Annotated in this window: 15 protein-coding genes and 1 other RNA gene; 3 read left to right on the top strand and 13 right to left on the bottom strand. The window is 36.9% G+C overall.

Translation table 11 applies throughout. The annotated features are described in order from the left end of the window. The 3 genes from ACQKII_RS09870 to ACQKII_RS09860 all read right to left on the bottom strand — a co-directional run. The coding region (locus ACQKII_RS09870) for a transposase (protein WP_427458731.1) at positions 1–185 on the bottom strand (185 nt) is incomplete at its 3' end. A 967-nt stretch (positions 186–1,152) separates the two neighbouring features. After that, positions 1,153–2,532, bottom strand: a complete 1,380-nt coding sequence (locus ACQKII_RS09865; protein ID WP_427458729.1) for a reverse transcriptase domain-containing protein — start codon at positions 2,530–2,532, stop codon at positions 1,153–1,155. Further along, positions 2,532–3,200, bottom strand: coding sequence for an SLATT domain-containing protein (locus tag ACQKII_RS09860; protein ID WP_427458727.1), 669 nt, complete (start codon positions 3,198–3,200; stop codon positions 2,532–2,534). Before ACQKII_RS09860 ends, ACQKII_RS09865 begins: the two co-directional genes overlap by 1 nt. Before the next feature lie 318 nt (positions 3,201–3,518). Here ACQKII_RS09860 and ACQKII_RS09855 point away from each other — a divergent pair, with 318 nt between their 5' ends. Continuing rightward, complete coding sequence (locus ACQKII_RS09855; RefSeq protein ID WP_427458746.1) at positions 3,519–4,073, top strand: recombinase family protein; 555 nt, start codon at positions 3,519–3,521, stop codon at positions 4,071–4,073. Between the two features lie 258 nt (positions 4,074–4,331). On the opposite strand, the gene ACQKII_RS09850 is transcribed toward ACQKII_RS09855, so the two are convergent. From ACQKII_RS09850 to secG, 10 genes are all read right to left on the bottom strand, one after another. Then, positions 4,332–4,463, bottom strand: coding sequence for a hypothetical protein (locus ACQKII_RS09850; protein WP_427458725.1), 132 nt, complete (start codon positions 4,461–4,463; stop codon positions 4,332–4,334). Between the two features lie 262 nt (positions 4,464–4,725). Continuing rightward, on the bottom strand, positions 4,726–5,184 hold the full coding sequence (locus tag ACQKII_RS09845) for a hypothetical protein (RefSeq protein ID WP_427458723.1): 459 nt from the start codon (positions 5,182–5,184) through the stop codon (positions 4,726–4,728). A 280-nt stretch (positions 5,185–5,464) separates the two neighbouring features. Continuing rightward, positions 5,465–6,130: a tyrosine-type recombinase/integrase gene (locus tag ACQKII_RS09840; RefSeq protein WP_427458721.1), complete on the bottom strand. Its 666-nt coding sequence runs from the start codon at positions 6,128–6,130 to the stop codon at positions 5,465–5,467. 179 nt (positions 6,131–6,309) lie between these two features. Next, positions 6,310–6,665: a transfer-messenger RNA gene (ssrA, locus tag ACQKII_RS09835) on the bottom strand. Between the two features lie 276 nt (positions 6,666–6,941). Continuing rightward, positions 6,942–7,658: a hypothetical protein gene (locus ACQKII_RS09830; protein WP_427458719.1), complete on the bottom strand. Its 717-nt coding sequence runs from the start codon at positions 7,656–7,658 to the stop codon at positions 6,942–6,944. 225 nt (positions 7,659–7,883) lie between these two features. Continuing rightward, positions 7,884–8,075 carry a hypothetical protein gene (locus tag ACQKII_RS09825; RefSeq protein ID WP_427458717.1) on the bottom strand — a complete coding sequence of 64 codons (192 nt, stop codon included), beginning with the start codon at positions 8,073–8,075 and terminating at the stop codon, positions 7,884–7,886. A 151-nt stretch (positions 8,076–8,226) separates the two neighbouring features. Continuing rightward, a complete protein-coding gene (gene smpB / locus ACQKII_RS09820; RefSeq protein ID WP_427458715.1) occupies positions 8,227–8,694 on the bottom strand; it encodes an SsrA-binding protein SmpB in 468 nt (155 codons plus the stop codon). A gap of 183 nt (positions 8,695–8,877) precedes the next feature. Then, positions 8,878–11,373, bottom strand: a complete 2,496-nt coding sequence (gene rnr, locus ACQKII_RS09815) for a ribonuclease R (protein WP_427458713.1) — start codon at positions 11,371–11,373, stop codon at positions 8,878–8,880. A gap of 40 nt (positions 11,374–11,413) precedes the next feature. Beyond that, positions 11,414–12,160, bottom strand: coding sequence for an alpha/beta hydrolase (locus ACQKII_RS09810; protein WP_427458711.1), 747 nt, complete (start codon positions 12,158–12,160; stop codon positions 11,414–11,416). A gap of 275 nt (positions 12,161–12,435) precedes the next feature. Further along, complete coding sequence (gene secG / locus ACQKII_RS09805; RefSeq protein ID WP_427458709.1) at positions 12,436–12,663, bottom strand: preprotein translocase subunit SecG; 228 nt, start codon at positions 12,661–12,663, stop codon at positions 12,436–12,438. A 178-nt stretch (positions 12,664–12,841) separates the two neighbouring features. Here secG and ACQKII_RS09800 point away from each other — a divergent pair, with 178 nt between their 5' ends. Together ACQKII_RS09800 and ACQKII_RS09795 are read left to right on the top strand one after the other, a co-directional pair. Further along, positions 12,842–14,089, top strand: coding sequence for a transglutaminase domain-containing protein (locus tag ACQKII_RS09800; RefSeq protein WP_427458707.1), 1,248 nt, complete (start codon positions 12,842–12,844; stop codon positions 14,087–14,089). Positions 14,090–14,219: 130 nt separating this feature from the next. Then, a complete protein-coding gene (locus ACQKII_RS09795) occupies positions 14,220–15,875 on the top strand; it encodes an alkaline phosphatase (protein ID WP_427458705.1) in 1,656 nt (551 codons plus the stop codon). Positions 15,876–16,187 lie beyond the last annotated feature (312 nt).

Genomic DNA, 16,187 nt, shown 5'->3' with positions numbered 1-16,187 from the left:
TCTTCAGAGCGATTATCTTTGGCAGCGAATGAACCGGTTTCTTGATGGTTTTTAATCCAGCGGTCTAAAGCCGAAGGCGTTATATCGTATTCTCGAGCAATATCTGCACGAGATTTTCCATTTTCATAAAGCTTCACTAATTGCAGTTTAAATTCGGGTGTAAAAGTTCGACGTTGACGTGTCATAGTAGCACGCTCCCTTATGTTTATAGTCTAAGTTTACTAACCCTTATTTTATCTGTCCAACTTAGTGTAGCCTATCCAATATTCAGACCCGTCTCAGGTCAGTCTAACGGTTGGTATTACGAGATTTCCAGCTAATTATACTTGGAAGGGTTTTAAAAATGATACTTATATTTTTCATACAGCAGACTGACCCTATATCCCACCCAGCCCCCATAGGGTGGGCTTCCTGTTAATATTGAGTTAGACAAGGTGAAATACACTTTCCTATACAAGACACAGGGACGATATTAAGACTATCCAGCCTATTCTTATCGTTCTTCCTATCGATAGTGTAAGGTGATGGTTCACGGCTTCACTTGTGTTCTCAGTTCACTGGTGTCGTTTATGGTGTTTAGCTGTGGTATCGGTATATCTATCCTTCCTCTATCCTGTCTGTTGGTGGCTGTATTGTTCCCTCGCTGTCGTACGTTATGTTTGGTTGATTGTATTCCTCATGTAGCCTGACTGTGATTTCCTGTTCGGGAGGAGGATAGTTGTTACCCATAATATCAATCGGTTATTTTTCTCTATTTCCCTAGGTTGTGTTGCGAAATCTTCAAGTATTATTATCTACGTTTTACAGCTTTCATCCCTATTCCATTATTCTTACTATCAATTATACCTTCCCCGAATTATTAGCTTCACCATTCAATTCTGTAACAAAAACCGCAAGTAAATTCACCGTTTTCTTGAAATTTTCACTTAGATTTTTGATAGCCACTTTTGACAGTGGGTGAACTCGCATTGTTACGTTGCTGTCAGGCTACTGTTGAATGTCTTGACTAATGATAGTAAATAAATATATAAAAAATATCCAACACCTTCAAATCAAGATGTTGGATTTCTTATTTACATAATTTAAGGGAATTAAACTTGGACTATAAAACCTTCAATTTAGGCTAGTAAAACTACAAATTAAAATCTGGATTCAAGAAATGCTTTGAATATCTTCCTCCAATTCCTTTATTTTTCTTCTTACTTTTTTATTGAAATATTTCTCAATTACTTCATCAGAATATAATTTATTTAATGGAATACTAAATGTATCATTTAGTAAATGTATTTTTTCTGATATAGATAATTCATCTGGTTTAAAAATATACTTACTTTTTGACCTTCTTTGTGTAATTTCATAATAAGCTTTAACAAATGATTTTATTTCAATATCTTTTAAAGCCTTTTCCATTTGATATTTCGCAATAAATTTTTCTACAAAAAAATCCAAATGATACAATAATTTCATATTGTCTATTTGTGAATAAAAGAAAAGCCAACCATACTTCTTATTTTTACCTAAGCTTCCTTCATTTTTTACAATTGAACCAGTTATTTTTAAATTTAAATAAAAGGCAAATTCTTTAGGAGACATCTTCCCATTTGAATTTATATATCTAGAAAATATACTTACGATTGATTTTTCGAATTTTTGCATAGAATCTGACTTGACTGTGCATGATATTAAATTTGAAGTGTCATCTTTAGTTAGTAAATATCCCAAAAAACTATAACTATCTTTTAATAATCCACATTTAGTTTTTTCAGTATTAACTTCTAAATCATAATTCCTTTCAATATCTAATTTAATAGAATCTTTTATTTGTTTATTTTCACTCGATGGACATAAAATCAAAATATCATCAACATATCTAAAATAAGCTATATTGGAGTTGTTAGCATACTTCTTATCAAAATCTTTTAAATATATTTCAGCTAAAATATTTGCAATCGGTATACCTTGTGGTACTCCTTTATCATTTAATTTAACAGAATTACTTTTACTATGGTTTTCTCCTACTGTAGAGTTCGTGATTGCTGCTTTAATTAAAGTATGAATTTCTTTTTTTCTAACTTTCGACTTTATCTTTTTATATAGTATTTCATGATTTATACTTCCATAAAAATTAGTAATATCCACCTTAATATAAGAATCAAAGCCCGCCATAGAATCCTTAACTGAACTTATTACAGTTTGCACTAGTGGAACTTTAATTTCAAATGTATCTTGTAGAATGTTATGTAATATCTTCAAAACAATCCTATCTCTTAAAGTTGGAATTGAAATCATTCGTGGAAAACTATCTCTTTTCTTCACGAGTAATTTTTCTTTATAATATGTAAATCTATAGTTCCCAGATAAAACTTTCTTAGTTATAATTTCTAACTGTTTATTCTTTATTTTATCGAAATTCTGTTTGTTCATCTTATCAATCCCTGAAGCAGATGTGTCCGTTATTATATTTTCATATTCATTAGATAGATAACTTATATTAAAACGATTTTGAAAAAGCAAATTTGCCTGGACTCTCATTATTTCCCTCCCCATATGTCTTTAACTATTATTAAGATCCCTAATATAGGAATTATGTATAGTATAGCCATAGAACAATAATAAGGATAAACATGGAAAATACGATACTTTAGTTTCATCTCTCCCGACGCCTTTTTAGCAACCACCAAGTGTTTTAATAAATCAACATTTGAATGATTTTCTGTTTTTGAGATTACATCTGTATAATTATCTCTACACTTTTTGTAATTTAATATTAAATCCGCATCAGTTATTTTTTCATCTAGTAATAGAATGTCTAATTTATTCTCTATACTATCTAATTCAATATGAGATAATTTGAATGCCAATGCTTTTTCTCTGTAACCATACAAACTAACAAATAAAGATACTCCAAATAAACCTATTGAAACTATTACACTCATTATCGAAATCACTTCACCTATACCGTATTTCAATCCCAATATAGAATAACAAAGAATAAAGAAAGTATAGTAGTTTACAAGTATTATTGAGTTTAAATTCTTTTTATTCATTCTTTCTTCAGCCATCATACGGATTTTTTTAGTAACCCAAAGTCGATTATATTTAAATTCAAAGATTTCATTTTTTATGGGGTTTATATACTTAGAAGGGGGGATTCTTTTACTAGCTGTATTCTTTTTATTTTTAAAGAAACAATAAAGCATATATTTTTCTCCTTGACCAAAGATTGGAGATACCGATGCTTAGGTAGGAATCTGCATATAGCAGCTAAAACGATACTTATGTATCCTTGATTAGGTTACTCCAAAAAGGAATCATTTGAATGAATCAAAAGGTATCTCCACCTTAACTATCTCATTTATTTCTAGGTTTTTCAATACTCACCATATTATCGTGATAAAATACATATCTTCAAAACTTATAAGAATTGACACCGTTTACTATATCCCTGTATTATCAAGGCATTAAAAGGTGTCATAACTTAGTATCATAAACAAGACACCAAAAGGGGCTAATACATAATAAAATATGGCTATGCAAGGGTATCAACAGCTTCACAAGATTTAGAAATACAATTACAAGCATTAGAAGGTGCTGGTTGTGACAAGATTTATCAAGAGAAATTTACAGGTACTAAGACAGATAGACCTCAATTCAATGAGTTACTACAGGTATTAAAAGAAGGTGGCACATTGGTTGTAACTAAACTAGACCGTATCGCACGTTCAGCCTCACAAGGAAGTGAATTAGTAAAACAGCTAATTGAAAGAGGGATAGCTGTTCACATCTTAAATATGGGTTACATGGATAACACCCCAGCGTCTAAGCTTATTAAGAATATCTTTTTTGCTTTTGCAGAGTTTGAAAGAGATATGATTGTAGAACGTACACAAGAAGGAAAAGCCATCGCTAGGCAACGTGACGATTTTAGAGAAGGTAGACCGAATAAGTATAGCCAAAAACAAATAGAACATGCTTTAGGATTACTGGAAAGCTACTCATACAAAGAAGTAGAGAACATGACAGGGATCTCCAAAAGTACACTGATACGTGCTAAACGAAGGGCTACACTCTAATTGGTGATAGCTTTTTTTAGTTCCTTTTTAGCATCTTCTATGTAACGTCCCTAAAAAGGGGTATTGTTCATCGGTCTTCTAATGTCTAGTGGATAGTGTTTAATCCATAATCCTGTGCAAAAAAAGTATGTAGGGGGACGTGTATATTGTGCATCTACTTGTTGTAGTATAGCTTAATTGCCCGCCACACTTGGTATCCACCAATTCTATAACTTTTTATTTGCATATTTTTACACAGCTTTTTCCGATTACCTTTTCTTATTTTACCATCAAATCACGCACCGCTATTGCTATTACATCATCTCTAGTTACTTGTTTACCTTCGATAACTGATTGATTTCTCATTGCTAATCTAATCATATTATCAAATACACCACTATTATATGTCATTCAATTACCCCTTTCTCTGTACTTCGATTCGCTACGTATGTGGACGTTTCACGCCCACACGCTTTTAAAGCTAATAGTATTAGTTATTTATTATCTAGTAGTAGAAGGACACGCTAGTGTTCTTCCTGAATAACTGGGGTAGATTTTTCTACCGCAGTTATTTAGCGAATTACTTATTACTTTTTTCTTTCTTTAAGAGAATGTTTTTAAAACCTTGATATATCAACGTTCGTAGAGTTATTTGCTACTTTTTTTATGCAAACTAAATCTCATTATTTAAGTACATTTCTAATAAAGTCCTCATTCTTTCAGATGGAATATAAACATAGATAGGTTCATCATTACGAATAGCACTACGGAATAACCATTGAAGTAATTCAGACAGTGCAAATAATGCATCATTTACTTTAATATCATGTGAATGAAAGAATTTTCTAATCATTGGATTCATATATCTATTCGCTAAATAAATACAGGTAGTAGCCGATGCATATTCATTTGTAGCCCTAGCATTTATAGGAACAAACCTTTTCTTTAGTCCCCTTGGTGTTAATACCTTTTGATGATCTTTAAATGTTGTCCAAATAACATATTTTGTAGAACAGTTCATTTTGTGACGGTAAAAGTTATAGCTATTCTTCTTAATCATATCTTTATAGTACTTATTTTTCAGATTGTCGTTTAAATAGGTTTTGCTAAAGGCATTACGTTTTTCGCCCACTTTGTTTATATCTCGATTATCACTTGGAGAGGAATAGTAAATGTTTATTAGTGATTTAAAACGCTTACGGTCTTCACCTTTTCTCCCTTATATTCTGTTAGATAATAACCGAGTTTAGTATCGTATCCTACGGATCGGCACGTAAACTTCATGTTAAATAAACGGTAATAGTAACACTGAATTTGTCCCTCAAACATATACGTTAAAATAAATACCTCGTTGAACGCTTTAAATATTTCTTTGGGGAATAACCAATACAGTTTACTTTCATCAAATAAAACTAAATTACCCGCATTAGCCAAGTTACGAATTGTTTGATAGTTACCTGAATCATATTCACTAGCAGCTTTAAAAACTTGTGATTTTTTAATGTTGAACCATCTAAATTTAGGCACTGGTGTTCAAAGTCAATATGCCTTTCCTTCAACTCACAAAGTGTATGGATACGGATTCCAGTTCTGTACATCAGCAAAATAGCAGTAACGTCTCTAAATCCGATAAAGGTCGATTTATCTATGAAGTGAACCAGTTTGAGAATATCGCCTTCTTTAGCTGCTGCTTTTACCTCTGTATCAACCTTAATTTGAATCTTTAGCCAGAACTTATCTTTCAGCCAATCATTGAAATGGAATTTTCCTAACACGGCTTTAATGGTCTTTAAACGTATTTTCTTCGTTTGCTGTGAAACATCTAGACCTTCTAAATAGCTATAAATTGTATCAATCGTAATTTCTTCTACATAGAGAATCTTGTTAGCTTCACAAAATCCCCGAAAAATATAATCATAGCTATCAATAGTACGAGGTCTATTGCCAGCGATGTTCATTTGCTTAAATACTATTTCTAATGCGTAATCAATTGGTATCCAATGATTGTTACTAGCTTTAAGATTAACTTGACGTGCATTTCCCATCGAAAACACACCATGCTTTCTGCTTTTATCCAAACAAAAAAACCCCCTATTCATTGTGTGAATTAGAAGGTTTATAAACGCAAGTATTCAATTAAATGTACCCTTAAAAACGAAAAAAGTTAGGGAGTCTTTTTGAAAGTTTAACACCTTCATCAAGTTACCCTAACTCTTATAAACGTTGATTTAACAGTATTTCTACTGCTAAATACTATGTATGGAGACGGCGGGAGTCGAACCCGCGTCCAAAGACTCCAATACTTTAGCTTCTACGCGTGTAGTTTGCCTATTCGCAATTCACGTAGCATTATGCCGACAAACAGGCGTCCTGTACGCTAACCTGGAAATCTCTTGCCGGTGACTCAGGTGGTACCACCGACCGTATCCCACTAAAGTTGGGCCCTACGTTATGCACATGGGCGATGCATAGGCAGAGCGCTTACGAGCTTACGCTGCGAAAGCTAAGTTTTGTTGTTTGCCAGTTATTATATAACTTCCGTTGATGACGGAGCCGAGACCTCCGACGCGCGACCAAAGCTTGAACCATCCCTGTCGAATCCGTAACGTCCCCTTGATTTGGCTTACAATACACATCATATGTCTTCGTCCATTTCACTCACTAGCATCCTCATGTACAGATGTACGCTGTGGCGCATGCTCGTTCATTTCCTTGAACTACTCGTGTCTTGAAACCTTTATAACTTTTCAAAAGAAAAGCTTTCAAGTAGGCTAGAATTTCTTCTAGTACGGTGGGAGCCAAAAGTACGCTTCCATTAAATCTGGCAATCAATAATTCATATTATAGAACAAAACGAGCGACACTTCAAGTGTGCCGCCTTGGAGTACTTTATTTCACTACTTTAAATTTCAGCTTTCTTAATTGTAAAAATAACTTTCCTATCATGGAGTCTGTGAGATAGCCAAAATAGACATCCACTTCTTGTCCACCGAAACCTAGTTTAAATTCTTTGATTTCTTCTTTGTTTGTCAAAGCACCGAAATCATAGCGCGCAAAGCCTCTGTTTCGGAACATCATAATGTTTTCCCAGAGTAAATAACGATTGGCAAATCGAATTTGTTGCTTTAAATCCGGTCGGTCTTTTATCCATGCAGCAGTACCTGTGTATAAATTTAGCACCATATCACCATCCACAATGTAAATACGATAGCAAAGTGCATCGCCTTCATTATTTTGCAACTTTGTATAGACCAATGCACCTTTTTCTCGGAGAAGTTTTAAAGTTTGCATATGAAACTTACGGACGCGGTTAGTATCCTTCATTTTTGCAAATGTATTGTAAAATTGCTGAAATTCCTGTAGCTCTAAATCTGTTGGATTTTCTTTAACAATCACTTGGTAAGGTTCCTTTTTTGCACGTCGAAGCATGTAGCGATTCATTTTAGATAAATCCGCTAATAACACGTCCTCATCTTGTTGCAAGATGATTTGTAATGTCGTATGGCCTTCAAGCTTGTGCTCTGGTCGCTTCGTTTGTGTATAGCAAACTAGCTTTTTTCTTTCTTTTACATCGTCACATTGTTCCGCAAAGTAAATATGCTCCATTTCCACAAACAACAGTTTACGCTTTATTGTAAGTATCGCTTCTCCTCCTTAGATCGCTATCTGCATTTTCGATTGTTCACGTTCTTTATTGTATTTTCCAGCCCTACTTATTTAGAACTTAAATGCGGAGCAATAAATTCGTCTATCTTCAAGTTCTATCCGTCAGTTACAGCTTTCTATCCATCAATTCTCTTATTCTATCCATCAGTTGCGGCTTTCTATCCGTCAGTTACAGCTTCTATCCATCACTTCTCTTATTCTATCCGTCAGTTGCGGCCTTCTATCCGTCACTTCTCTTATTCTATCCGTCAGTTGCGACCTTCTATCCGTCACTTCTCCTGTGCTATCCATCAGTTGCGGCTTTCTATCCGTCACTTCTCTTGTGCTATCCGTCAGTTGCGACCTTCTATCCGTCACTTCTCCTATTCTATCCGTCAGTTACAGCTTTCTATCCATCACTTCTCTTATTCTATCCGTCAGTTGCGGCCTTCTATCCGCCCCATCCACATTGCCATCGCCTCATCCAAACAAAAAAACTCACCACATCGTGTGGTGAGCTGTGATTCTATTAAACTTGATTTTTTGCCTTGAAAACACGTTCCATTTCGCGTTTTGCTTCTTTTTTGCGCATGTCGTTACGCTTATCGTAGTCTTTTTTCCCTTTACCAACGCCAATTAGGAGCTTGGCATAGCCGTCCTTAATATACATTTTTAGAGGGACAATCGTGTAGCCGTCACGCTTTACTGCACCGACTAGCTCGCCGATTTGCTTTTTATGTAGGAGCAATTTCCGGGAGCGCAGTGGGTCGTGGTTGAAACGGTTCCCTTGGTCAAATGGACTGACATGCATATTGCTAATCCATGCTTCGCCACCACTGATACGTACGTAGGAATCCTTTAATTGGACTTTGCCCGTACGAATTGATTTAATCTCTGTCCCAGTTAGGACCATACCCGCTTCAATTGTTTCTTCAATGAAGTAGTCATGCCCTGCCTTTTTGTTTTGTGCTAATACTTTTCCAGAACCTTTTGCCATATGATTCACCCTCTATTCAAAGGTGGAGCAGGTTGACCCTGCCCACTCAGGATTATAATCACACAAGCGAAATTGCCGTTTTGCGGGCACTTTCGCCTTGTGTTATTTTATCTTGCTTCGAGCACCCACCCGCGATGTTCATCATCCATTTCAAGTGAACGAGGTACTCTTCGCCTTTAGTTATCATCGTTTTGATTTTTTCTTTTTACCTTTTTTAGCGACGCCTTCGTAGAACTTTTGCTTTTGTTTTACGCCTTTTTTAGGACCTGGACTTGAGCCATCTTTGCGACGACCACGTGGATCGCGATCACTTTCGCGTCGCTCTCCAGGTTTCGATGCGTCGCTACGTTTAGATGAATCGCCACGTTTGCCTGAGTCTCCGCGTTTGCTTGAGTCTCCACGTCTTGAAGCATCACCACGTCCAGATTTATCATCCTCACGACGCCCTTTGCGGCTACTGCGTCCATCTTTGTTATCGTTATAATTTTTACGTGCATGAATAACGGTCGGTGTTGTTTTACGAGTACGTCCATATGACGTGACCATCCCGACGATTTCGAAGTCGATCGATGATTCCTCAATGATAACATTCGCTACACGTACTGTGACTTCATCGCCAATACGGAATTGACGGTTTGTACGTTCACCGATCATAATCATTTGACGATCATCGAAGCGGTAATAATCATCGGTCATATTGCTGATGTGTACGAGTCCTTCAATGGTGTTTGGTAGCTCAATGAACATCCCAAAGTTCGTAATGGAAGAAACAATGCCCTCAAACTCTTCACCGATTTTATCGGACATATATTGTGCTTTCTTCAATGCATCTGTATCGCGTTCTGCATCAACAGCACGACGTTCACGCTCAGAAGTATGGTCAGCAATTTCATCCATAGCCATGCCCCATTGTGCAACTGTCTCTCTTGACGTATCTTTATTAATTAAATACGTACGGATTAAACGATGTACCACTAAGTCCGGATAACGACGAATCGGCGAAGTGAAATGTGTATAGAAATCCGTCGATAGACCAAAGTGACCTATGCTTTCAGGATAGTATTTTGCCTGTTGCATCGAACGTAGGAGCATTGTCGAAATAACAGGCTCCTCTGGCATGCCTTCAATTGCCGATAAGACATCTTGTAATGCCTTTGGATGTACGGTATTGCCTGTACCTTTAATTAAGATACCGAAGTTCGTGACAAATTCAAAGAAGCGTTGTAGCTTTTCTGGCTTTGGATCTTCGTGTATACGATATAAGAACGGTACATTCATCCAATGGAAATGTTCGGCAACTGTTTCGTTGGCTGCCAACATGAAATCTTCAATTAATTTTTCTGCTACAGTACGTTCACGCAACTCAATATCGACTGGCCAACCATCCTCATCGACGATTACCTTCGACTCCTTAAAGTCAAAGTCGATTGCGCCACGCATTTCACGTTTATGGCGTAAAATTTTAGAAAGCTCGGCCATGTTTTTAAACATTGGCACAAGCGGTTCATAACGAGCAATAAGTGCTTCGTCCTGCTCCTCTAATATCTTGTAGACGTCTGTGTATGTCATACGTTCCGTAGTTTTAATAACACTTTGGAAAATTTCATGCGAAATCACATTACCATTTGCATCAATAATCATTTCACAGGACAGCGTTAAACGGTCTACCTGTGGATTTAATGAACAAATACCATTTGATAATCGATGTGGGATCATCGGAATAACGCGGTCTGTTAAATATACACTTGTCGCACGATCGTATGCTTCGATATCTAGTACGGAACCTTGTGTTACATAGTAGCTAACATCTGCAATATGTACACCAAGTTTGTAAGTACCGTCCACATTTTTCGTTACTGTCACCGCATCATCTAAGTCTTTTGCATCTGCTCCATCAATTGTGACAATCGTTTCATGACGTAAATCTCGGCGTCCTGCTAAATCCGCTTGTGAAATTTCATCTGGCACTCTTTGCGCAGCTGTAACCACTTCGTCTGGGAACTCAGGTGGAATGTCATGTTTATACAAAATCGATAGGATGTCCACACCTGGATCATTTTTATGCCCTAAAATTTTTGTAATAAAGCCTGTTGCTGATTTTAGATCTTCTGGCCATGTTGCAATTTCTACGACAACTTTATGCCCATCGACAGCTCCTAATGTGTCGCCCTTTGCGATGAAAATATCCATTGGTAGTTTTTTGTCGTCTAACACAACGAAGCCAAAACCTCGATTTGCTTGGAATGTACCAACAAATTTCGTTTGTCCACGTTCAACTACCTTGGTAATTGTTCCTTCACGGCGATCACCAAATGATTCCTTTAAAACACGAATAAGCACCGTATCTCCATTGATCGCACCATTTACTTCATGCGGTGGAATAAACACATCATCCATTCCTTCAAGATCAGGTGCCACAAAGCCAAATCCTTTTGCATGCCCGATAAATTTACCACGCATTAAATTCATACGCTCTGGTAAGCCATAACGATTTGAACGAGAGCGGACTACTAAACCTTGTCCTTCCAGACGCACAAGCGTTTTGACTAATTCTTTAAATTCTTCAGCATCCTCAAAGCCAAATTTGTCCTCGATTTCACCAACTGTTAATGGCTCATATTCTTCTTCACCAAAAAAATCGAGTAAACGACTTTGTAGTGAATCTTTATTTTCTGTCATACATATTCCCTCCTTCTTGTGAAAATCCTAACTCTTTATTTTAGTCTGCCCAATTTAAGCTTTCTAAAAAACAATAAATATCTTCATGTAATTGATCTTTTTCCTGGTCTAATGTAATAACATGTTTTGAGTTTTCATACCACTTGATGTGTTTTTCAAGTGACTCAGTTTGATTATATATAATGTTGGCAGATTCTGTCTCAATTACCTCATCATTTGTAGCTTGAACGACAAAAATTGGGGCATAAATCATATCGATTTCCTTACGTGTCTGCGCTATAAAGTCACGTAAATCTTGCAAAGAAGGCATTCCTTGCTCTGCAATTAAAGAAACTTCAGCATCAATTTGTGCTTCATTTTTTCCTTCAAATTTTTTATAGTCTTTTGCATATTTTAATACACCTTCGAACATAACATCGGTAGTCCGCATTGTCATGGGTGCACACATCGTAATTATGCCCTTTACAGGATGATTAAGGGCTACATTTAATGCCATTACTCCACCCAGTGAAAGTCCCGCTACAGCAATTTCTTGATAACCCGCTTCCTGTAATTGTTGATAGGCGGCTACAACATCCTGCCACCAGTCCGCTGGGCTTGTTAGGATGAGTTCCTCAGGTTCCACACCGTGACCTTTATAATGAGGTGCTAATGTAGTATACCCTTTTTTCTCTAAAAATCGTCCAAGCATACGCACATCTGCGGAGCTACCCGTAAATCCATGCAGTAATAGTACCGCACGCGATCCTGCTTGAAAGAAAAATGGCTGTGATAGTGATTTATTCATTGCAAGCTCTCCTTCATCATCAAACACCTATGTCTATTATACCCACATTCATTACGCATTTGCGTTATGCGACCGGATTTTGAATGGTGCAAGCTCCACTAACTCCTTTTCAAAATCCATGACATCCTCGGAGGGTTAACTTCACTTAACAAATTTATGTACACCCACCGGACAAGAATGACAATGACATACATCTCATCAGCGGGAGTCTTGTTCTGAAAGACTATAAAAGAAAACGCCCAACCATGCGAGGTTAGGCGATACATCTTCAACTATTAGATTTTTGTAATAGCGATTGCTAAAATAAAAAATAATACTGCTAACACAATTGTTACGCGGTGAAGAATTAAATCCATACCACGTGCTTTTTGTTTTCCAAATAGTTGTTCAGCTCCACCCGAGATGGCACCTGACAAGCCTGCACTTTTACTTGATTGAAGTAATACAACAACAACCAATGCTAATGATACGACAACTAATGATACTAATACTACTGTATGCATCTACTGCACCTCCCGAACTTTGAAACATCACAACACACCACATTATAACAAAAAAAGGGTACGATGACAATCTAAGAACGCAAAATCACAATATTTGTCTATGATTAGTAGATTTACATTACGCTACTCGCATTCTGGAATATAATGGATTTAACTGAAAAAAATAGGAGGTCCCTTGATGAAGAACAAAATATCGCTACTACTATTCCTTTGTATGATAAGCATACTTGTTGCTTGTGCAGATGATGTCGATACCACTCTAGCCGGAGAAATAGAAGTGGAAGATTTACCCGTTACTGATGAATCTACTGGAGAGCTAAAGCAACCTGAAAGTAAAGCATTATCCACAACGATTTCAACCACTGATCTTTTTTCTACCACATTATATGACGAAGATCCTGCACTGCTCCAATTCATCAAAAAAATAGAAAAGCATATTGCAAAATTTGATCAAAACTTTGAAGTAACATATACAGGTAAACTGAAGGGCGAAGATTTTGAGCAGCAACTTAATGATATGACGAGTTTACTCTCCTATGTTAACCCTTATACGGCAGGTTATTTCCTTGATTATGAGTGGACTTATTGGGAGGAAGATAAAAAATTTTCTGTTGAATTTAACATAACCTATTTAACCGATGCAAAAAAAGAAGCACAGATTGATGCGTATGTTAAAGAATTTGTGCATACATACATTTCAAATGATATGAACGATTTTGAACGAGCGAAGGCCGTGAATGATTACGTCGTTTTGCTCGCCACTTATACAGAAGACGGCGCTACAGAAGGTCAGACCGTTTATGAGCTCATTCAAGATGGCACTGGCGTTTGTCAAGCTTACGCATTATTAGCATATCGTTTATTTTTGGCAGCTGGTCTTGAAGCTGACTACGTATATGGCTATAGCGACGACGAATTACATGCCTGGAATTTAGTGAACGTCGATGGTGATTGGTACCATGTCGATACAACATGGAATGACGTTGATGCAAGTGAACCTTATACAGTTTCCTACGAATACTTTTTATTAAATGATGAAAAACTAAGGTCAGATCATCTTTGGCAAACTGAAAATTATCATGCTGCAACAAGTGATGCTTATGCTTTTATGCATGATATGTGGTATGCCGATACAGTAAATAACGTGATTTACTATAACGGTATTCAGGATGGCAAAGTTTATAAGTATGATTTAACAACGAGTGTCCATCAGCAAATTACAGAAACTTCTTGTTACTATTTAGCTGTCCATCATGATGCTATCTATTGTAGTGATTATGATAATGGAGGCTATTTAACAAAAATTCTTTCGAGTGATGGCAGTGAAGAAGTTTTGCTTGAACAGGAAGTACTTAATTTGCACACGAAAAATGATGTACTTTACTATGAAACAATAGATGGTGAGGTTATGGAACAAGGACTTTGATATGGAATCCTTTCTATTTAATAGCTATACTCTTTAACAAAATTACCATAATCTATTAACAAATATGTAATTATCTCTTCACATTACTCCTTTACAATTAACAATGAATTCACCTAAAAGGAGGCAAATTATGAAATACTCAAAAAAATGGGGCTCATTGTTTTTAGCAAGTGCTATTACCTTATCATCGCTTAGCATTACACAACCAGCAGTACAAGCAGCAGAGGTGAAGAAACCAACTAACGTTATTATGCTGGTGATGGATGGTAGTAGTAATAATGCCATCACTCTTTCCCGTTGGTATAAAGGTGAAGCCTTGGCAATGGACGAAATTTTAACGGGTGCTATGCGTACGTACTCAGCTGAATCAGCTATCACGGACTCAGCTCCTGCCGCAACGGCGTTAGCAACTGGACATAAATCCAATGATAAATATGTCGGTGTTTTACCATCTGTCATTAACTCTCCAGGGCTAGAACAGATTGCAAAAGAAGACGGCTTTAAACCTGTAGCCAATGTTTTAGAAGGAGCGAAGCAGCAGGGTAAATCAACTGGCTTAATTTCCACATCTGAAATTCAGCATGCAACACCAGCAGGCTTTTCTGCTCATGTTAACAATAGAAGTCAATACGGTGACATAGCTGAGCAACAGGTTTATCAAAACATTGATGTCGTATTAGGTGGAGGCTTAGAATCGCTCTCACCTGGAACGACTAAGAATGCTCGTAAAGATGGCGAAAATTTAGTGAACGTCTTACAAGAGAAGAATTACGCGATTGTTAAAACACGTGACGAGCTACTAAATAGCCATTCAGCTAAAATTTGGGGCAGCTTTGCACCAAGTGCTCTTGCTTATGATTTAGACCGCGCGAAAACAAGAGCCTCTGAGCCAACTCTTGCTGAAATGACAAACAAAGCAATAGATACGCTAAAAAAAGATGAGGACGGCTTCTTCTTATTTGTAGAAGGTAGTAAGGTAGACTGGGCAGCACATGCCAACGATACGATTGGCATGATTAGTGATATTTTATCGTTCGATGATGCTGTAAAAGAAGCAATTGACTTCGCTAAAGAAGATGGGAACACAATGGTCATCGCCGTAACAGACCACGGGAATAGCGGGATTACGATGGGCAATGCCAATACAACAAATACGTATTCAAGCATCCCTGTCTCTGCCTATATTGAGCCATTGAAAAAAGCAACGATGACAATTGAAGGTGCGCTTAGTCAATTAAAAGAAGACAAATCAAATCTGATAGAAGTCGCTGCATTATACGGTTTAGACAATTTAACAGAGGACGAGCTTTCAACGTTAAAATCAGCTAAAGACTTAAGCAGTGAAATGGTAAAAATGCTCGCTAACCGTGCAAACATCGGCTTTACAACTGGTGGACATACGGGCGAAGATGTATTCTTATACTCATTCGGTCCGTCAAAAGTGACTGGTCTAGTAGAAAATACTGATTTAGCTCATGCAATGGCTCAGTTTATGGACTTTGATTTAGCTAAGCTTACGGACAAGTTATATACACCTGCAACAAAAGAATTAACAGCAAAAGGCTTCACAACAAAAATTGACCTAGCTGATAAGGAAAACCCAAAATTTATTGCTAAAAAAGACGATATGACCGTAACCATTCCAGTTAACAAGAATATAGTGATTTATGATCAAATTTCAGCGAGTGGCGAAGTAACTTCAAAAACGCAAACTTTTGATACAATCAATGTTTACAATGGCTCAGAGTTCTACGTGTCAGAAAAAGTATTAACTACGATAAAGTGAAACTTCAATCCGTGGGGATTTTCTTCATCCCCACGGATTGTTAGTTGCACCAATCGGGCTTTTACGGTCAGTTGATTGACCACCGCGGGTATCTTACTGACCGTTAATGCGGGATAAAGTGAAGCTTCAATCAGTGTCCCACGGATTGTTAGTTGCACCAATCGGGCTTTTACGGTCAGTTGATTGACCACCGCGGGCATCTTACTGACCGTTAATGCCGGACAAATAAAAAATCATGCGCTATCATAAGTTGAGATAATCAACCGATGATAGCGCATTCTTTCTTCCCCATCTCATTGTCTTTCGTCGGAT

Origin of the sequence: Lysinibacillus sp. NPDC048646 (assembly GCF_050272295.1) — a bacterium.
Lineage (GTDB): Bacteria > Bacillota > Bacilli > Bacillales_A > Planococcaceae > Lysinibacillus.
The sequence above is the reverse complement of the archived record's forward strand: the minus strand, read 5'-3'. Positions and strand labels throughout refer to the sequence as shown.